The 19,094-nt window shown below is 66.3% G+C and carries 18 protein-coding genes; 2 read left to right on the forward strand and 16 right to left on the reverse strand.

Annotation, left to right across the window (positions count from 1 at the left end):
- Window positions 1-120 precede the first annotated feature (120 nt).
- The 11 genes from hflX to ndk form a co-directional block, all read right to left on the reverse strand.
- Entirely contained in the window at window positions 121-1,365 is a 1,245-nt protein-coding gene (gene hflX, locus KB879_RS23695; RefSeq protein ID WP_211979875.1) for a GTPase HflX, read from the reverse strand.
- Window positions 1,366-1,590: 225 nt separating this feature from the next.
- The gene (hfq, locus tag KB879_RS23700) at window positions 1,591-1,830 is read right to left on the reverse strand and encodes an RNA chaperone Hfq (RefSeq protein ID WP_010809431.1); all 240 of its coding nucleotides are present in this window, start codon (window positions 1,828-1,830) and stop codon (window positions 1,591-1,593) included.
- A 211-nt stretch (window positions 1,831-2,041) separates the two neighbouring features.
- Window positions 2,042-3,385, reverse strand: coding sequence for a ribosome biogenesis GTPase Der (gene der, locus KB879_RS23705; RefSeq protein WP_035816329.1), 1,344 nt, complete (start codon window positions 3,383-3,385; stop codon window positions 2,042-2,044).
- A gap of 219 nt (window positions 3,386-3,604) precedes the next feature.
- Entirely contained in the window at window positions 3,605-4,780 is a 1,176-nt protein-coding gene (gene bamB, locus KB879_RS23710) for an outer membrane protein assembly factor BamB (protein ID WP_013957216.1), read from the reverse strand.
- 68 nt (window positions 4,781-4,848) lie between these two features.
- Window positions 4,849-5,481 carry a tetratricopeptide repeat protein gene (locus KB879_RS23715; protein ID WP_114132549.1) on the reverse strand — a complete coding sequence of 211 codons (633 nt, stop codon included), beginning with the start codon at window positions 5,479-5,481 and terminating at the stop codon, window positions 4,849-4,851.
- Between the two features lie 69 nt (window positions 5,482-5,550).
- Entirely contained in the window at window positions 5,551-6,921 is a 1,371-nt protein-coding gene (gene hisS, locus KB879_RS23720) for a histidine--tRNA ligase (protein WP_013957218.1), read from the reverse strand.
- Window positions 6,922-6,960: 39 nt separating this feature from the next.
- A complete protein-coding gene (gene ispG, locus KB879_RS23725; protein ID WP_013957219.1) occupies window positions 6,961-8,253 on the reverse strand; it encodes a flavodoxin-dependent (E)-4-hydroxy-3-methylbut-2-enyl-diphosphate synthase in 1,293 nt (430 codons plus the stop codon).
- Window positions 8,254-8,301: 48 nt separating this feature from the next.
- Complete coding sequence (locus KB879_RS23730; protein WP_211979876.1) at window positions 8,302-9,273, reverse strand: RodZ domain-containing protein; 972 nt, start codon at window positions 9,271-9,273, stop codon at window positions 8,302-8,304.
- Window positions 9,266-10,045: a type IV pilus biogenesis/stability protein PilW gene (gene pilW, locus KB879_RS23735; RefSeq protein ID WP_013957221.1), complete on the reverse strand. Its 780-nt coding sequence runs from the start codon at window positions 10,043-10,045 to the stop codon at window positions 9,266-9,268. Before pilW ends, KB879_RS23730 begins: the two co-directional genes overlap by 8 nt.
- Complete coding sequence (gene rlmN, locus KB879_RS23740) at window positions 10,042-11,196, reverse strand: 23S rRNA (adenine(2503)-C(2))-methyltransferase RlmN (RefSeq protein ID WP_013957222.1); 1,155 nt, start codon at window positions 11,194-11,196, stop codon at window positions 10,042-10,044. Before rlmN ends, pilW begins: the two co-directional genes overlap by 4 nt.
- A 53-nt stretch (window positions 11,197-11,249) precedes the next feature.
- Window positions 11,250-11,675 carry a nucleoside-diphosphate kinase gene (gene ndk / locus KB879_RS23745; RefSeq protein ID WP_211979877.1) on the reverse strand — a complete coding sequence of 142 codons (426 nt, stop codon included), beginning with the start codon at window positions 11,673-11,675 and terminating at the stop codon, window positions 11,250-11,252.
- 374 nt (window positions 11,676-12,049) lie between these two features.
- Between ndk and KB879_RS23750 the strand changes: the two genes are divergently transcribed.
- Window positions 12,050-12,754 (forward strand): Bax inhibitor-1/YccA family protein, encoded by a 705-nt coding sequence (locus tag KB879_RS23750; protein WP_013957224.1) that lies wholly within the window; start codon window positions 12,050-12,052, stop codon window positions 12,752-12,754.
- Window positions 12,755-12,823: 69 nt separating this feature from the next.
- On the opposite strand, the gene rlmD is transcribed toward KB879_RS23750, so the two are convergent.
- Window positions 12,824-14,152, reverse strand: a complete 1,329-nt coding sequence (gene rlmD / locus KB879_RS23755) for a 23S rRNA (uracil(1939)-C(5))-methyltransferase RlmD (RefSeq protein ID WP_371827423.1) — start codon at window positions 14,150-14,152, stop codon at window positions 12,824-12,826.
- Window positions 14,153-14,379: 227 nt separating this feature from the next.
- Between rlmD and KB879_RS23760 the strand changes: the two genes are divergently transcribed.
- The gene (locus tag KB879_RS23760; RefSeq protein WP_211979879.1) at window positions 14,380-15,237 is read left to right on the forward strand and encodes an endonuclease/exonuclease/phosphatase family protein; all 858 of its coding nucleotides are present in this window, start codon (window positions 14,380-14,382) and stop codon (window positions 15,235-15,237) included.
- A gap of 27 nt (window positions 15,238-15,264) precedes the next feature.
- Here the strand turns inward: KB879_RS23760 and KB879_RS23765 are convergent, their stop codons facing one another.
- From KB879_RS23765 to KB879_RS23780, 4 genes are read right to left on the reverse strand one after another with little or no spacing between them, the layout of a single operon-like run.
- Window positions 15,265-16,104, reverse strand: a complete 840-nt coding sequence (locus tag KB879_RS23765) for a 3'-5' exonuclease (RefSeq protein WP_013957227.1) — start codon at window positions 16,102-16,104, stop codon at window positions 15,265-15,267.
- A complete protein-coding gene (gene rpoS / locus KB879_RS23770) occupies window positions 16,101-17,279 on the reverse strand; it encodes an RNA polymerase sigma factor RpoS (RefSeq protein WP_013957228.1) in 1,179 nt (392 codons plus the stop codon). The genes KB879_RS23765 and rpoS overlap by 4 nt, the downstream gene beginning before the upstream one ends.
- Before the next feature lie 6 nt (window positions 17,280-17,285).
- The gene (locus KB879_RS23775) at window positions 17,286-18,146 is read right to left on the reverse strand and encodes a peptidoglycan DD-metalloendopeptidase family protein (RefSeq protein WP_013957229.1); all 861 of its coding nucleotides are present in this window, start codon (window positions 18,144-18,146) and stop codon (window positions 17,286-17,288) included.
- Between the two features lie 8 nt (window positions 18,147-18,154).
- Window positions 18,155-19,075 carry a protein-L-isoaspartate(D-aspartate) O-methyltransferase gene (locus KB879_RS23780; RefSeq protein ID WP_211979880.1) on the reverse strand — a complete coding sequence of 307 codons (921 nt, stop codon included), beginning with the start codon at window positions 19,073-19,075 and terminating at the stop codon, window positions 18,155-18,157.
- Between the last annotated feature and the right edge of the window lie 19 nt (window positions 19,076-19,094).

Here is a 19,094-nt window from a genome sequence, read left to right on the forward strand (position 1 = left end):
GGGGATTCTAGCAGTCATCCGCGCCACTTTTGGCCAATTCGCGCAATCCCGGCGGCAATCGCACCGGAGTTGGGCATAAGCTCCGGCGAACTGGCGGCGAATTGACCGCGAATTGACGGGTTAAAGCCTGCCCGAATCCCCCGCATCGGGGTCGTCGCTGCCGTCAGCCACGCCGCCATCATCGGCACTGTCGTAATGCGGCACGTCGGCCAGGCGCGGATCATAGGGTTGCGGCTCGGGCGGGCGGCTGGCCAGCCATTGCGCCACCTCGACCACGGCCTCGCGCAGCGCATCCAGGCCGAGCCCCTCGCGCGCGCTCAGGAACACGCGGGTGGGGATACCGTCCTCGTCGCGCTCCAGGCGCGGGCCCTGCTCCAACAGCTCGGGCGCGGCATCGATCTTGTTCATCACCACGATCTGCGGGATGTCCAGCGCGTTGATTTCCGCCAGCACGCGGTTGACCTGCTCGATCTGCTCATGGCGCACCGGGCTCGATGCATCCACCACATGCAGCAGCAGGTCGGCATGCACGGTCTCGTCGAGCGTGGCGCGGAACGCCGCCACCAGTTGCGTGGGCAGGTCGCGGATAAAGCCGACCGTGTCGGACAGCACCACGTTGCCCAGGCCATCCAGGAACAGCCGGCGCGAGGTGGTGTCGAGCGTGGCGAACAGCTGGTCGGCCGCATAGGCGCCAGCCTTGGTCAGCGCGTTGAACAGCGTCGACTTGCCCGCGTTGGTATAGCCCACCAGCGAAATGCTGAGCGTGTCATTGCGCGCGCGGGCGCGCCGCTGCGTGCTGTGCTGGCGCTGCAGCCGCGACAGATCCGACTTGAGCCGCTTGGCGCGCTCGTCCAGCATGCGCCGGTCCAGCTCGAGCTGGCGCTCGCCAGGGCCGCCGCGCATGCCGATGCCGCCCTTCTGCCGCTCCAGGTGGCTCCACGCCCGGACCAGCCGCGACGCGCGGTACTGGACCTGCGCCAGCTCCACCTGCACCTTGCCGACGTGGCTCTGCGCGCGCTGCCCGAAGATGTCCAGGATCAGGCCGGTGCGGTCGATCACGTGGCGGTTCAGGAAGCGTTCCAGGTTGCGCTGCTGCGCCGGGCTCAGGGCGTGGTTGAACACGACCACGTCGGCATCCAGCGCGTCGGCGGCCTCTTTCAGCTCCTCGGCCTTGCCCGAGCCGATGAACAGCGCCGGATCCGGCCGCGAGCGGCGGCCCGTCAGCGTATGCACCGGCAGCGAGCCGGCGGTAGAGGTCAGCAGCGCCAGTTCACTGAGGCTTTCCTGGAAATCATGCTTGCCGAAGTCGACGCCGACGAGAATGGCGCGCGAGGGGGCGGTATTGGAAGTGGCTCTGGGGTCCAAGGGAGGGCGCGAAAGCGCAGGGAAAAACGGGTTCAGGGGGAAGGCGGGCGGATGTCGGACTCTGTCCTGGCCCCTGCCGGGACAGGCCGCCGCATGATGCGGAACGTGGCGGCAGCGGCGGCTGCGTAGGCAACGGCCGGGCCGCGCGGCACCGGGCGCGATGGCGCACCGGCGCCGGGCATCGGTGCGGCGCCGCGGGGCGCCCGCACGATGCCCGCAAGGAGATCAGGCCTCGGCGGCGTCATCCACGCGGAAATTGACCGCGCGCGCAGGAACGACAGTGGAAATCGCATGCTTGTAGACCATCTGCGTCACGGTGTTGCGCAGCAGGACGACATACTGGTCGAACGATTCGATATTGCCTTGCAGCTTGATGCCATTGACGAGGTAGATGGAAACCGGCACGTGCTCTTTGCGCAGCGCGTTCAGGAACGGGTCTTGTAGCAGTTGCCCTTTGTTGCTCATGGCACACTCCAAATTTATAGGTTTAGTAATGAATGATGGGGATGGAAGTCCCCGGTTCAAGTCAGTCGGCGCAAAAACGCGCCAGAAAAAAGATCAAAAACGGTACCAAGTCGGCGTCAATGCACAGGGAACCCCCTGCTACCGCAAATTTAGCCGCAGTTCCAAACGAACGCAAACGAAAACTTGCCCCGCCAGGGATCCGATTCCGGACTCAATCCTTCGAGTCCGCATACGGATTTTTGTTCGTACGAAATTCGATGCGAAGAGGGGTGCCCTTGAGCTTGAATGCCGTACGGAAACGATTCTCCAGGTAGCGCCGGTAGGTTTCCGCAACGCCCGACAGTGCATTGCCGTGGATCACGATAATGGGCGGATTCGAGCCGCCCTGGTGCGCGTAGCGCAGCTTGGGCCGCGATGCGCCGACCCGCTTGGGCTGCTGGAATTCCACCGCTTCCTGCAGCACACGCGTGAGCTGCGGCGTCGGCAGCTTGACCATCGCCGCGGCGAACGCGTCATCGACCGAACGCATCAGCGCGCCAATGCCGGTACGCTCGCGCGCCGAGACAAAATGGAAATTCGCGAAGCTCAGGAATTGCAGCTTGCGTTCCAGGTCGTGCTTGATGCGGTCGCGGGTATGGCCGTCGAGCCCATCCCATTTATTGACGCCCACCACCAGCGCGCGGCCCGACTCCACGATAAAGCCGGCGATGTGCGCGTCCTGCTCGGAAATATCCTGTTGCGCATCGAGCAGCAGGATCACCACGTTGGCATCGGCGATCGACTGCAGCGTCTTGACCACCGAGAACTTCTCGATCGCCTCGAACACCTTGCCGCGCCGGCGCAAGCCCGCCGTGTCGATCAGCGTGTAGGGCTTGCCGCCGCGCTCGAACTCCACGTAGATGGCATCCCGGGTGGTGCCGGGCATGTCGAACGCGATCACGCGCTCTTCACCGATCAGCGTGTTGACCAGCGTGGATTTCCCCACATTGGGGCGCCCGACGATGGCAATCTTGACGCCCTTGCCTTCGTCCGAAATCTCTTCGGCCAGCTCGGGGCGCTCCTGGACCGCGAGCTCGATGGCCTCGTCGACCAGTTCGCTCACGCCATCGCCGTGGGCAGCGGAGATCGCGTAAGGATCACCCATGCCCAGCTCATAGAAATCGGCCGCCACCGAGGTGTACTTCATGCCCTCGGCCTTGTTGACCGCCAGCATGATGCGCCGGCCGGTCTTGCGCAGGTAGTCGGCAATGGCGCGGTCCTGCGGCGCCAGGCCCAGGCGGCCGTCGACGATGAAGATCACCACGTCGGCCTCGACCACGGCCTGCTTGGTCTGCTTGGCCATCTCGGCGACGATGCCTTCCTTGACCACCGGCTCAAAGCCGCCGGTATCGATGGCAATGAACGGACGTTCGCCGATGCGCCCTTCCCCGTAATGGCGGTCGCGCGTCAGGCCCGGCAGGTCGGCGACAAGGGCGTCGCGCGATCGGGTCATGCGGTTGAATAGCGTCGACTTGCCCACATTGGGGCGGCCGACAAGTGCGATAACTGGTTTCATGCAATAAACGGAAACGGGGGCCGGCACGCCGCCCCCCGGTAGCTCCGGAGTCAATGGATCCGACGGCACGCCGCGCCACCTGGGCGCGGTCTGCCGCTTGTCCTGTCGGGCGCGGCGCCGGGTCAACGGACCCGCTGCAATTGCCGCGCTAAGGATCATGCTACCGGATTCGGCGCTGGCCGTACCGACAGGTGTACGGTCGCGCGCATTGGATACCTGTCAGCCAGGCTGGAAACCGTAGACGTCGCCGTCGCGGGTCTGGATTACCATGGTCTGCCCCGCCATCACGGGCGCGGCAGTGATGGCACTCCCATCGGTCTTCATGCGTGCGATGACCTGGCCGTCTTCGCGCGACAGGAAGTGTACATAACCTTCAAAGTCACCCATTACCACCGAGCGGCCCAGGGCCAGCGGCGCGCCCAGGCGACGGTTGCGCAGGTCGTTGTTCTTCCAGCGCTCGTTGCCGTTCTGGCGGTCGAACGCATGCACGACCGACTGCTCGTCGCTGGCGTAAATCGCATTGTCATCCTGCGCCGGGCCGCTCGGCGACGAGAAGTCCTTGCCCCACTGCGGCTGGCCGCTGGCCAGCTCCAGGCAGGCCACCCGGCCCTGGAAGGTAGTGGCGCAGACCTGGCGCCCGCTCACCATCGGCAGGCCGGTGACGTCGTTCAGGCGCTCGATCTCCGACACGCCCTTCGGGTACGAGACCGCGCTCTCCCAGCGCAACACGCCGTTGCCCGGCGTCAGCACGCCCAGCTTGCCGCCAGGGAAACCCATCACGATGCCGTCGCCGGCAAACACCATCCCCATCGACGCACGCAGGTTCAGCGGCGTCTGCGAGCGCTGGTAGATCCAGCGGCGCTCGCCGGTCTCGGCGTCCAGGCCGAATACGCGCGTGTCGGTGGTGCGCACCACCACTAGGCCGTTGCCGACCAGCGGCGCCGACAGCACCTCGCCGTTGACCTGCTTCTTCCAGATCTGCTTGCCGCTGGCGTCAAAGGCATAGATGGCGCCCTTCTCGCCGGCGACCGCCGTCACCGAGCCATCGCTGCCCGGGCCCGAGGTCAGGTCTAGGTCGGCCTTGGCCTTCCACAGCACGCGCCCGCTGGCGCCTTCCAGCGCCATCACGTTGCCGTTGTTGGAAGACACGTAGACGTTGTTGCCCGCCGCGGCCGGCTGCATCGAATAGGGGCCGCTCTTGCCCACGTCGGCCTTCCAGGCCTGGCGCACCGACAGCGTGCCCGAGACCGGCTTGAGCTCGGCGGGCGGGTGCTTGTTTTCCTTGCTGAACAGCGAGCAGCCGCCCAGTGTGGCCAGGCAGGCAACCGCCACCAGCGCACGGGTCATTGCGCGGGCGGGCTGGCGATGTACGGCACGGGAAAGCACTGACGTCATAGGGTTACGGTCCTGTTTATACGATCCGCTGGATATGCGGTGTTTGCACGCGTTCGGGAGCGGCCGGATCAGGCCGTGCCCAGCGCATCGAGCTTGAACTGGATAATCTGGCGCATCGCCGGCTCGTCCTGGCCCAGCTTGTCCAGCGCCTTGCGATAGGCCGTGCGCGCATCGTCGCGCTTGTCCTGCGCGGCCAGCAGGTCGCCGCGGCGGTCGGCATACAGCGCCACGAACGCTGCCGGCGGTTCATCCTTGAGCAGCGCCAGACCCTTGTCGTAGGCCTTCTCGTCGAGCAGCACGCCGGCCAGGCGCACGCGCGCCAGGTGCGAGTAGGCTTCGTCGCCGTGGTCGATGGCCCACTGCAACTGACTCTTGGCCGCGGCCAGGTCGCCCGCATCGTACAGCACGCGGCTTGCTACCAGCGCGCTCATCTGGCCATAGGCGGTGCGGCCGTACTTGTCTTCCAGGTCGGTCGCGGCGCGCTTGATGCGCTCGATGTCGCGCGCATCGGCGGCCTTGAGCACCTGCTCATACAGCACCGCGGCCTCGCCGGCCTGCCTGCGTTCCCAGTACTTCCAGCCGTTCCAGCCGGCAAACGCCAGCAGCGCGACGATCAGCACCCAGGTCAGCGCATTGCCGTACTGGCGCCACCAGGCCTTCAGATTCTCAAGCTGTTCCTGTTCTTCTAGATCGTAAGCCATGTCGAGGCAATCACCTGCGTTGGGTTGGGTACTCGTGTACTGGGGTGTTCCGGCTGGCCAGCGTGCGATTTATTCGCTGGCGCCGACCATTGCGTCGATCAGGTAATCGACCAGGCCTTCGGCCGGCACGGTGGCCTGTTGCCCACCGCCTTCGGCCTGCTCGCGCTGGCGAAGTTCCTTGACTTGGACCACTCCGGCGGCCACTTCGTCCTCGCCAATGATAACGGCATAGGCCGCGCCGCTTGTGTCGGCGCGCTTCATCTGCGATTTGAAGCTGCCGCCCTTGCCGTCGGGGCTGGCGTGCAGCACCACGTCCAGGCCCGCGTCGCGCAGCCGTTCCGCGGCGATCATCGCCTGCTGCGCGGCGGCTTCGCCCTGGTGCACCAGGTAGACGTCGCAGCCCGCCGCATCGGGCACCACGCCTTCTTCGCGGATCAGCTCGATGATGCGTTCGATGCCCATGGCCCAGCCGCACGCGGGCGCGGACTTCCCACCCATCTGCGCGATCAGCGGGTCATAGCGCCCGCCGCCGGCGATGGTGCCTTGTGCGCCCAGCTTGTCGGTGATCCACTCAAACACCGTCAGGTTGTAGTAGTCCAGGCCACGCACCAGGCGCGGGTTGATCTTGAACGGGATGTTGTTGGCCTTGAGCAGGCGCTGCACGCCCTCGAAGTGCGCCAGCGACTCTTCGCCCAGGAAGTCGATCAGCTTGGGCGCGTTGGCCGCCATCTCCTGCAGCGCTGGGTTCTTGGTGTCCAGCACGCGCAGCGGGTTGGTGTACAGGCGGCGCTTGCTGTCGTCGTCCAGGATGTCCTGGAAGCCTTCCAGGTACTTGATCAGCTGTTCGCGGTGCGCGGCGCGTTCATGGGCCTGCCCCAGCGAATTGAGCTCCAGGCGCACGCCTACCAGGCCCAGGTCGTCCCACAGGCGCTGGCACATCAGGATGATTTCCGCATCCACGTCCGGGCCGGCAAAGCCCAGCGCCTCGGCGCCGAGCTGGTGGAACTGGCGGTAGCGGCCGCGCTGCGGGCGCTCGTGGCGGAACATCGGGCCGGTGTACCACAGGCGCTTGGGGCCGTCGTACAGCAGGTTGTGCTCGATGGTGGCGCGCACGGCCGCGGCGGTGCCTTCCGGGCGCAGCGTGAGCTGCTCGCCGTTGAGCGAATCGGTGAAGGAGTACATCTCCTTCTCGACGATGTCGGTGACCTCGCCGATGCCGCGCACGAACAGCTGCGTATGCTCGACGATCGGCGTGCGGATCTGCTGGTAGCCGTAGGCGCGCAGCATGGCGCGTGCGGCATTCTCGAAATGCTCCCACAGCGGCGCGTCCGCCGGCAGCATGTCGTTCATGCCCTTCACGCCCTGCAGGGCCTTGGCGGGGCGCACCTTCGGTTCGGTCTTGGCACCGCCTTCGGCGGCCACATTCTCGGATTGCGTCATTCTGTTCTAGTCAGTCTGCTGGCACCCGGCCGGTCCGGCTCAGGCTGCCACTTCTTTGTCGGCCCGCGCAGCGCCCGGGCCGTAATGCGTGCGAACGTATTCATCTACGATCGCCTGGAACTCTTCTGCAATGCGCTCGCCGCGCAGCGTCTTCACCTTGACGCCGTCGACGAACACCGGCGCCGCCGGCGATTCACCCGAGCCCGGCAACGAGATGCCGATGTTGGCGTGCTTGCTCTCGCCCGGGCCGTTGACGATACAGCCCATCACGGCCACATCCATTTCCTCGACGCCCGGGTAGGCGGTCTTCCAGTGCGGCATCTGCTCGCGCAGGTAGGTCTGGATGCTGGCCGCCAGCTCCTGGAACACCGTGCTGGTGGTGCGCCCGCAGCCCGGGCACGCAATCACCATCGGGGTGAAGTTGCGCAGGCCCATGGTCTGCAGGATTTCCTGCCCCACGTACACTTCCTTTTCGCGCGGCGCGCCGGGTTCCGGCGTCAGCGAGATGCGGATGGTGTCGCCGATGCCTTCCTGCAGCAGCACCGACAGCGCCGCGGTCGAGGCCACGATGCCCTTGCTGCCCATGCCGGCCTCGGTCAGCCCGAGGTGCAGCGCGTAGTCGCAGCGGCGTGCCAGCTCGCGGTAGACCGCGACCAGTTCCTGCACCTGCGACACCTTGCACGACAGGATGATCTGGTCGCCCGGCAGGCCGATTTCCTCGGCCTTCTTCGCCGAATCGATGGCCGAGGTGATCAACGCCTCGATCATCACGCTCTGCGCCGGCCACGGCTCGGCGCGCCCGGCGTTTTCGTCCATGATCCGTGCCAGCAGGTCCTGGTCCAGGCTGCCCCAGTTCACACCGATGCGCACCGGCTTGCTGTAGCGGCACGCCATCTCGATCATCTGCGCGAACTGCGTGTCGCGCTTGGCGCCCTGGCCGACATTGCCGGGGTTGATCCGGTACTTGGACAGCGCCTCGGCACAGGCCGGATAGTCCTGCAGCAGCTTGTGGCCGTTGTAGTGGAAGTCGCCCACCAGCGGCACATCCACGCCCATGCGGTCGAGCTGCTCGCGGATCGACGGCACCGCGGCGGCCGCCTCGGGCGTGTTCACCGTGATGCGCACGATTTCCGAACCCGCGCGCGCCAGTTCCTTGACCTGGATCGCGGTGCCGATGGCATCGACCGTATCCGTATTGGTCATCGACTGCACGCGCACCGGCGCACCGCCGCCAATGGTCACGACATTGTCGCCCCACGCGACGCGCGCCTGGCGCGTCTGGCGGCGCGGCAGCGGACCGGGCAGGACCGGGAGACAGAGCTGTTGGTTCATAGCGTTACCACCTTGCAAAGACGCATCTTGCCGCACCTTGCGCCCGCGTCAGGGCAGCGTCAGGCGCGCCACGTTGTTGCGGTTGGCTGCCTTCAGGTCGACCGGCGTGCCATTGCGCGTCAGCGACTCGACGCCCTTGACGTTGCCGATCACCACCTTGTACGGGGCCGTGCCGCCACCGGCCATGGTCTGGCCAGCCTTGGCGGTACCGCCCATGACGATCTTGCCGCTATTGTCCCGGATCTCATACCAGGTATCGGCGGCAAAGCGGATCTGCAGTTCGCCCTCGCCTGCTGGCGCAGCCGGTGCCGTGGCAGCGGCAGGCGCGGAAGCGGCGGCGGCTGCGGGCAACACCGCAGCCGCGGGGGCTGCCGCGGCACTGGCCGGAGCGGTTTCGGCAGACGGCGCCGGCGAGTCGCTGGCGGCCATGACCGGCGGCAGCGCCGCCGTCACGGTGCCGGCTTCCGTGCTCTGGATCACGGCAGGCGCTTCAGCCGTTACGGTCTCGGCAGCGCTGCTGCGCGCTTCGATCCATGCGCGGATATGGTCAAGCCCGAACCAGCCGCCCGCGGCCACCAACACGGCCACCAGCGCCAGCCAGACCCAGCGGCCGCCGCTGCCGCCCGAGCGGAAGCGGTTGCGGTCGTCGAAGGCCGCATTGATGCCACCCTCGCGCTGCCGGGCAATTTCCGCCACCTGCGCCACCGGGCGCGGCTGGAAGCGTGCCAGCAGCGGGTCGATGTCGACATGCAGCATGCGGGCATAGGCACGCATCACGCCCTTGGCGAAGGTCACGTCGGGCAGTGCCTGCAGGTTGCCGGCCTCGATCGCGCGTAGCTTGCCTGCAGCCACCTTCAGCCGTGCGCTGACGTCTTCCACCGACATCCGCTGCGCCTCGCGCTCGCGCGCCAGCGCTGCGCCGATCTCGCGTGCGGCGGCTTCGCGTTCTCCTTCGTGCGCGCCCCCGCCGACTTGTTGCGTCGGTACGGCCTGGCCTGCGGCGCGGTCGTGCTCACTCATCCCATGCTCCTTGTTCGTAGGCGGTCAACTCACGCGAGTCGGGGAAGCGGCTGCGCAGTTGCGCCCCAAGCGCATCCTGCGTGCGGCTGTCGCCCTGACGGTGGGCAATGCGCGCTCCCAGCCAGAGGGATTGCGCATTGACGAATTGGCTGCTGTTGACGCGCTGGACATACTGCCGGGCCTGCGCGAAGTCGCCGCGCCGGTAGAAAACCAGCGCGAGGTTGGTGTTGGCCACCGGGTTGTTGCGGTCGTAGCCGAGCGCGGCCTTCAGGTTCTTTTCCGCTTCGGCGCTGTGGCCCTGGCGCAGCTCGCACGCACCCAGGCTGATCAGCGGCTTGGCGGGGCCGCCTGCGGACGGCGCCGACATCGCGCGCTGCAGCATCGGCACGGCCTCGCCGTAGCGCCCTTCCTGGCACAGGAACCAGCCGTAGTTGTTGAGCAGGTCGCCGTCGTTGGCACGCATCGACACTGCCGTGCGGAAGCTGTCATCAGCCAGCGTCCGCTCATTCATATTCATGTAGATCAGCGCGCGCACATGGTAGGCGTCGGCGAGCGCCGGATCGATGGCAATGGCCTGCTTGATCTCGTCAAGGGCGACCGTGTTCTGGCCGGCCTCCAGATAGTTGGTGGCCAGCTGCAGCCGGATGCCGGCGCGGCGCCTTGCATCGGTCTGGTCGGAAGCGGTCTGGGGATCCTGCGCCGGCGCATGCGGCAACTGGCAGCCGGACAACATCAGCAGCCCCAGCAGGGCCGCAGCGATCAGACGGATCATGCAGGGCGAACCTCCCGAGGCTGGCCGGAAGCAGTGACCGGCACCAGTGGCGTGATCTTGCCGAACTTGCCGCGCTCGGCCAGGCGGGTGCGGTCCTTGACTTCCCCGGCCAACTGGCCGCAGGCGGCGTCGATATCGTCGCCGCGGGTCTTGCGGATGGTGGTCACGATGCCTGCATCCATCAGCACCTGCGCAAAGCGCCGGATCTGATCGTTGTTGGAACGCTTCAGGCCCGATTCGGGGAACGGATTGAACGGGATCAGGTTGAACTTGCACGGCACGTCGGCCACAAGCTTCAGCAGTTCCCGCGCATGCTCGACGCCGTCGTTGACGCCATCCAGCATGCAGTATTCGAAAGTAATGAAATCGCGCGGCGCGAATTCCAGATAGCGGCGGCATGCCGCCATCAGTTCGGCCAGCGGGTACTTCTTGTTCAGCGGCACCAGCACGTCGCGCAGGGCGTCGTTGGACGCGTGCAGCGACACGGCGAGAGCCACCGGGAGATCCTTGGACAGCCGGTCCATCATCGGCACCACGCCGGAGGTGGACAGCGTCACGCGGCGGCGCGACAGGCCGTATGCGTTGTCGTCGAGCATCAGGCGCATGGCCGGCACGACGGCGTCGTAGTTCAGCAGTGGCTCGCCCATGCCCATCATCACCACGTTGGAGATGACGCGGTCATCCTTGGGGCCGCGGCCCAGTTGTTCGCGCATGGCGAACTCTGCCATCCACAGCTGGCCGATGATTTCACCGGTGCTGAGGTTGCGCGAAAAACCTTGCTTGCCGGTGGAACAGAACCGGCAGTTGACGGCGCATCCTGCCTGCGAGGAAACGCACAGCGTGCCACGCGTTTCCTCGGGGATGTAGACCGTTTCAACCGCGTTGCCCTGGCCGACGTCGAGCAGCCACTTGCGCGTGCCGTCGGCCGACAGGTTGTCGGTGATGGCGGCAGGCGCGCGGATCTCGGCCCGCGTCGCGAGCTTTTCGCGCAGCGACTTGGCGAGATCCGACATGGCGTCGAAGCGGCTGGCACCGTAGTGGTGGATCCAGCGTTGCAGTTGCCGCGCACGGAACGGCTTCTCGCCGAGCTCGCCGCAATAAGCGGTGAGCGCGTCCGCGTCGAGGTCGAGCAGGTTGACGAGAGCGTTCATGACGGCAAACTCAGCTTCGGTGTCAGTCTAGTCCTGGCAGCAGCGCCGGACAATCAGCGGCTGTAGACGTTCATGCCCGGGAAGAAGAATGCCACTTCCACGGCAGCCGTTTCAACAGCGTCCGAGCCGTGCACGGCGTTGGCGTCGATGCTGTCGGCGAAATCGGCACGGATGGTGCCCTTCTCGGCCTTCTTCGGGTCGGTGGCGCCCATCAGGTCGCGGTGCTTGGCGATGGCGTTCTCGCCTTCCAGGGCCTGGATAATGACCGGGCCGGAAATCATGAAGTCCACCAGGTCCTTGAAGAACGGACGCTCCTTGTGGACAGCGTAGAACTGCTCGGCTTCGCCGCGCGACAGGTGCACCATCTTGGCAGCAACGATCTTCAGGCCGGCGGCCTCGAAACGGGCGTAGATCTGGCCAATCACGTTCTTGGCCACGGCATCCGGCTTGATAATCGACAGGGTGCGTTCGATCGCCATGAAAAACTCCGAAAAATGAAGGGGTTACAAATGGATTAAACGTGGGATTCTAGCACGAAGACTATGACCCTTTCGAGGGTCTTCCCTGCTCTGGCGTGTGTCGAGCCACCCTTGCCGCACAACCCGGCACCAAGTAGATCAAAGGGCACATTACAACCTTGTCATGCCAGGAACACGCCGCCCCGGCTAACATCCAATGTGAGCGGCACCGAACGGGCGCAAAGCATGTGCGAGGTGACTCCTGGGTTACCCCGCCCTTGCAATTCGATCTCCCAGGTGCCACATTGACGATGGTTCCGTCCGGGTTCCATACGAATCTTCGCATCCGAAGCCTCGCAGCCCCGGCGCCTCACCGTTTTGAGACAGGAGTCACCATGGATAACAAGCTGAACACCTACGGTTTCGGCAACAGTGCGTCGACCGTCACTGACGTCGTCGTTCGCAACCGGGTCTTGCGCAACACTTACTGGCTGCTGGCCCTCTCGATGATCCCCACCGTGCTCGGCGCGTGGATCGGCGTGGCCACCGGCTTCAGCTTCATGGCGGGCAGCCCCGGCCTGTCGCTGATCCTGTTCCTGGGCATCGCGTTCGGGTTCTTCTACGGCATCGAGAAGACCAAGAACAGCAGCATGGGCGTGGTTCTGCTGCTGGCCTTCACCTTCTTCATGGGCCTGATGCTGTCGCGCCTGATCGGCGCGACGCTGCAGTTCTCGAACGGGCCGGCGCTGATCATGTATGCCTTTGGCGGCACGGCGGCGGTGTTCGGCACGATGGCCACCATCGCCACGGTCAGCAAGCGTGATTTCTCCGGCCTGGGCAAATTCCTGTTCGTCGGCGTGGTCCTGCTGATCCTGGCCAGCGTCGCCAATATCTGGCTGCAACTGCCCTCGCTGATGATCACGGTGTCGGTGATCGCCATCGGCATCTTCTCGGCGTACATCCTGTTCGATGTGCAGCGCGTGGTGAACGGCGGCGAAACCAACTACATCACCGCCACGCTGGCGATCTACCTGGACGTGTACAACGTCTTCGTCAACCTGCTGGCGCTGCTGGGCATCTTCGGCGGCAGCCGCGACTGACGGCAACCTCCCCTGCAGCATGAAAAAACCGGCCTGATGGCCGGTTTTTCTTTGGTGCGCCCGCCGCGATCAGCCGCGATCGAACACCGCGATCGACTCCACGTGCGAGGTATGCGGGAACATGTTGACCACGCCCGCGCCAGCGAGCCGGTAGCCCGCCTCGTGCACCAGCAGGCCGGCGTCGCGCGCCAGTGTGGCGGGACTGCACGAGACATAGACGATGCGCTGCGGCAGCACATCGCTGCCCTGCTGCGCCAGTTCGCCCAGCGCCTTGCACACGGCCAGCGCGCCTTCGCGCGGCGGATCGACCAGCCAGCGGTCGAAGCGGCCCAGCGCGGCAATGTCCTCGGCCGTGACTTCAAACAGGTTGCGGCATGCAAACTCGGTCCTGGCCGCCAGCCCGTTGTATTCGGCGTTGGCCAGCGCACGCGTAGTCAGCACCTCGCTGCCTTCGATGCCCATCACCGACTTGCCCTGCGTGGCCAGCGGCAGCGTGAAGTTGCCGATGCCGCAGAACAGGTCGAGCAGGCGGTCCTGCGGCTGCGCGTCCAGCAAACGCAGCGCGCGGCCGATCAGCACGCGGTTGATCTGGTGGTTCACCTGGGTGAAGTCGGTCGGCTTGAACGGCATGCGGATGCCGAATTCCGGCAGCGTATAGGCCAGCTCGGCATCGGCCGGGTAGAACGGATAGACCGTATCCGGGCCCTTGGGCTGGAGCCAGAACTGCACCTGGTGCTGGTCGGCGAAGGCGCGCAGCAGGTCCTTGTCGGCATCGGTCAACGGCTCCAGGATGCGCAGCACCAGCGCGGTGACTTCCTGCCCCACGGCCAGCTCGATCTGCGGCATGCGGTCGCGGATCGACAGGCCGCCAACCAGCTCGCGCAGCGGCACCAGCATGGCCGACACATGCGGCGGCAGGATCTCGCAACGGGTCATGTCGGCCACATAGCTGCTCTTGCGCTCATGGAAGCCGACCAGCACCCCGCCCTTCTTGGCCACGTAGCGCACGGTCAGGCGCGCGCGGTAGCGATAGCCCCAGTCCGGGCCGGCGATCGGGCGGAACACCACGTCGGGCTTCACCTTGGACAGGTGCCACAGGTTGTCTTCCAGCACGCGCTGCTTGATCGCCAGCTGGGCGCGGGAATCCAGATGCTGCATCGAGCACCCGCCGCAGACCCCGAAATGCTGGCAGCCGGGCTTCACGCGCATCACCGATTCCTGCCGGACCTCGACCAGATGGGCCTGCTCGTAGCTGGGCTTGCGGCGAAAGCTGCGGTAGCTGACGGTCTCGCCGGGCAGCGCGCCCTCGACGAAGATCACCTTGCCGGGCGTGCCGTCCTCGTTCACCAGGCGGCCAACGCCGCGGGCCTCCATGTCGAGGCTGTCGATCGACACCACGGGATCGGCCGCGGGGGCACCAGCGTCGGCGCGGACACGGGACTCTTTTGCGGCGGGAGCAGCACCTTGATCGGCAACAGCGGCCGGGGCTGCCGGCGTTTCTTGTGGGGAGGACACGGCTTGGGACACCAGACGAAACCTGACGTATTGTTTTGCGAAAGCGGGATTGTATGCCAGACCGGGCCCGCACCGGTGGCAGCAGCCTGACGATACAACGGAGACAGCAAATGGAACTGATTTCCTGGAATATCCAGTGGGGCCGAGGCGCCGACGGTCATGTCGACCTGGGGCGCCAGGTCAACACCTTGCGCGGCATTGCCGACGCCGACGTCATCTGCCTGCAGGAGGTCACGCGCGGGTTCGGCGAACTGCGCGGCAGCCCGGGTGAAGACCAGGTGGCGGAGTTGACCGCCTTGCTGCCCGGCTACCACCTGCTCTACGCGCCAGGTGTCGACCGCCGCACCGCCACCGGAGGGCGCAAGCAGTTCGGCAACCTGATCGCCACGCGCCTGCCGGTGCGCGAAGTCTTCCGCCATGCCTTGCCCTGGCCGGCGGACCCGCAGGTCGCCTCGATGCCGCGCGTGGCGCTGGAAGCCACCGTCGAAGTCGGGGGCACCCGGCCGCTGCGCGTGATCTGCACGCACCTGGAGTATTACTCATCACACCAGCGCGCCGCGCAGGCCGAAGCCTTGCGCACCTGGCACGCCGAAGCCTGCGACCATGCGCGCCGCCCCGGCCGCAGCGAGAAATGGCCGGGCCCGTTCACGCCCGAGCCGCGCCCGGCCGAGGCCGTCCTGTGCGGCGACTTCAACAGCAAACCCGACGATATCGCCTACCGCCGCGTGCTCGAGCCCTTTGACGATGCCACGCCGCCCTGGCGCGATGCCTGGCTTCACATGCACCCAGGCCAGCCGCACGCGCCGACCTGCGCCCTGTACGACAAGGAGCAATGGCCGGAGGCGCCGTTCGCCTGCGATTTCATGTTCGTGACGGAGAATCTCGCCGGGCGTATCCGGCGCTGCGAGGTCGATGCCGATACGGCCGACTCGGACCACCAGCCGATCCTGCTGTCGCTGGATCTGTGAATCCGTGTCGGCGCGTCTGCGGCGTCCTCAGTCTTCGAGGTCTTCGGCTTCGGGCGTGAGACGCTGCAGCCGGAATGCCTGCAGGTATTCCATCCACTGCTCGCCGGGCAGCTCGGCCAATGATTCCTGGACGAATTCCATCTCGACGTCGAACTCGCGCGGCGACATGCCGCCGCGCATCAGCTGGAAGCGGCAGTACATCAGGTAGGTGTTGACGACGTCGGTCTCGCAGTAGGCGCGGATCTCGTCGAGCTGGCCGGCCTGGAACGCCTGCCAGACCTTGCTGCCGTCCATCCCCATCTTGCCTGGGAAGCCGCACAGCTTGGCTAGGTCATCCAGCGGCGCGCTGGCGCGGGGCTGGTACATGGCCAGCAGGTCCATCAGGTCCAGGTGCCGCATGTGGTAGCGGCTGATGTAGTTGTTCCACTTGAAGTCGCGGCTGTCGTCGTCGCGGCCCTCGCCCATTTCCCAGTAGCGCGGCGCGGTGACACCGTTGACCAGGCCGCGGTAGTGCAGCACCGGCAGGTCGAAGCCGCCGCCGTTCCATGAAACCAGTTGCGGACTGTAGCGCGCGATCAGTTCATAGAACTTCTGGATCAGCGTGGCCTCGCCGTCTTCCGGCGTACCCAGCGAGCCGACGTGGAACACCGCCGAGCCATCGCGGTGCGTGCGGCGCAGCACGCAGGAAATCGCGGCGATGCGTTGCAGGTAGTGCGGGAGAAAATCGCTGCCGGTCTTTTCGCGGCGGGCGGCAAACGCATGCTCGGCGACTTCGGCGTCGCTCATCGCATCGGGATGGTCATGCAAACGGCGCAGGCCGGCAACATCGGGAATGGTCTCGATGTCGAATACCAGCACAGGGGTCATAGAACGGCGTCCTTCCTGACACCTTGCGAAGCGAAATGCCGCTTGAGCTTGACCAGCGCCTCCTGCTGGATCTGGCGCACGCGCTCGCGCGTGAGGCCCATTTCCTCGGCGAGCTCTTCCAGCGTGGCGGGCTCGATATGGTTGAGGCCGAAGCGGCGCTCCACCACATAGCGATGCTTTTCCGACAGGCGCGCCAGCCAGAGCTTCATCAGCCCTTCCAGCTCGCGGTGGGCCACCTCCTGGTCGGGGGCGGCGTTGTGCTCGTCGGAGAGGAAATCCAGGAGGCTCGAGCCGGGATCGAGATCGAACGGCGTATCGAGCGAGGTGGTATGTTCGTTGAGTGCCAGGACGTCCTGCACTTCGTCCGGCGTCTTGCCCAGCAGGTGGGCGATGTCTTCCAGGCTGGCGTCGCGCCCGTCGGTGCCGCCCTTCTCCAGATGGCGCTTGGCGCGCAGCACCTGGTTGAGTTCGCGGATCACGTGAACCGGCAGGCGGACCGTGCGCGCCTGGTTCATGATGGCGCGCTCGATGCTCTGGCGGATCCACCAGGTCGCGTACGTCGAGAAGCGGAAACCGCGCGACGGATCGAATTTTTCAATCGCGTGCATCAGGCCCAGGTTGCCTTCCTCGATCAGGTCGAGCAGCGGCACGCCGCGATTGAGGTAGCCCTTGGCGATGCTGACCACCAGCCGCAGGTTGCGCTCGATCATGACCTGGCGCGCGGCAAAGTCGCCGTCCTTGGCCAGCGTGGAGAAATGCAGTTCTTCCGGCGCGGACAAGAGCGGCTTGATGCTGATGCGGTTCAGGTAGTGCTGGACGGTATCCGCGGCCAGCTCGGTATGCAGCACGGTGCGGAAATCATCATGCTCGGGGGCGGCGCCGTCGGTGCCATTTTCCGCGCTCTCTTCTTCCTCGTCTTCCGACTCGTCCTCTTCGTCGTCGCGCACGATGCGCTCGTTGTCGTCGGCGAGCAGGTCGGCCTCGCGCAGGCCCACCGAAGCGGACGTGGCGATGGGCTCGTCGGTCACGGGAATCAGTTCGGCGGCGAGATCAGGCTCGAAGCCTTCGGCATCGGCGCGCGCGTCGGGATGTGCCACACCAGCCTTCACTTCCGGCTGCTTGGGACGGCGAGCCCTGCTGACGGTTCCGGAGGAGACAGTTTTCTGGCGTGGCATGAACCCTCACTGTGGCGGCAGGTACCGCATCGGATCAACCGGTTTTCCGTTCTTGCGAACTTCGAAGTGAAGCTTTACCCGGTCGGTATCGCTGTTGCCCATCTCCGCAATCTTCTGGCCCTTTCGGACCGCGGATTGCTCAGCCACGAGCACCTTGTCGTTGTGCCCGTAAGCAGTAAGAAATGTCTCATTGTGTTTGATGATGACAAGATTCCCGTAGCCGCGCAAGGGGCCAACGTGAATCACCCGGCCATCGTCCGCGGCCAGCACCGCATCGCCCTTCTTGCCCGCAATATCGATGCCTTTATTGCCCTTGTCGTCGAATTTCCCGACCGTCTGGCCGGTTGCCGGCCAGGCCAGCTTCATCGCGCCATCGGCGACCGGTGCCGCGGCCGCGGCGGGCGCGGCGGGCGTTGCCGCGGGCGCCGAAGCGGCCGCAGCCGGGGCCACCGGCGTGGCGGCCGGGCGGGCCTGGTCTATCGGCTGCGCCTGCACCGTGCCCGGCGCCACCGGCATGGTGGCCACGCCAGGCGCAGTGTTGACGTCGGCACCCGGCGGCACGATGCGCAGCAGCTGGCCGACCTCGATCTGGTTCACATTGCTCAGATTGTTCCACGTTGCCACATCGCGATACGACTGGCCGTTCTCCAGCGCGATACGGTAAAGGGTATCACCTCGCTTGACCCGATAGTATCCGGGGGGCGCCGGTTCCAGCGTCGCGGCCGTGGTACCGGAAGTGGAGGTACGGTCAACCACGGGTGCCGGCATCGGCGAATTGGCGCAGGCGGCCAGCAGGGCCGTCAGCGCCGAGGCCGCAAAAAGTTGTCCGGCGCGTGCGAAATATTGCGATTTCACGATGTTGTGCATAGTTCGACTCAGATGGTGCCCGATTTTAAGGGCACAAAGAAAACGGCTTCAAGCGCGGTTCTGTGAAAGCGATGGCGGTTGCGCCGCTCGATCAGCAACAGCTGCTGCGTGACGGTCTGGCCCGGCACGCCCGCCGGCGGCATCACCGCCACCGGGGCGATCAGGCGCCCGCCGATGGCCAGTTGCTCAAGCAGCGCCTCGGGCACCTCCATGCCGGCCGCGGCCAGGATGATGGCCGAAAACGGCGCCGCCTGGGGCAGCCCCAACATGCCGTCGCCGTAGTGCAGGCGCAGGTTGGGCACGCGCAGCGGCCGCAGGTTCGCCTTGGCCTGCTCGTGCAGCGGGCGGATGCGCTCGATCGAGAAGACTTCGCGCGCCACCTGGCTCAGCACCGCGGCCTGATAGCCGCAGCCGGTGCCGATCTCGAGCACGCGCTCCAGCGGCGCGTCGGCGGCCAGGCCCTCACGCAGCAGCTCGATCATGCGCGCCACCACCGACGGCTTGGAAATGGTCTGCTGATGGCCGATCGGCAGCGCGGCGTCCTCATACGCCTGCGATGCCAGTCCCGGCTCGACGAACAGGTGGCGTGGCACGGTGGCGATGGCCGACAGCACGCGCTCGTCGCGGATGCCCGCGGCACGCAGCCGCGCCGCCAGCGCCACGCGCGCGCGCGCCGAGGCCATGCCGCCGCCGCCTGCGGTGGCCGCCGAGGCGCGTTGCTCGACCGCACTTGCAGGCACCGGCGCGGGCGCCGGTGCGGCGGTGCGTGGCAGGCGCGGCTTGGCCGGCTTGGCTGGCGTGGGCGTGGGCGCGGCCGGCCGCGGCGTGCCCACGGCAGGCATGCCGGCAGTGCGGGCCGGTGCGGGCTTGCGCTCGACTACGGCATCGAGCGGCAGCGGAAACTTGTTGCGACGGGGCGTGGAACTCATCGGGGGCGCGACACTGCGG

The organism is Cupriavidus sp. KK10 (assembly GCF_018223725.1).
Classification (GTDB): Bacteria; Pseudomonadota; Gammaproteobacteria; order Burkholderiales; family Burkholderiaceae; genus Cupriavidus; species Cupriavidus necator.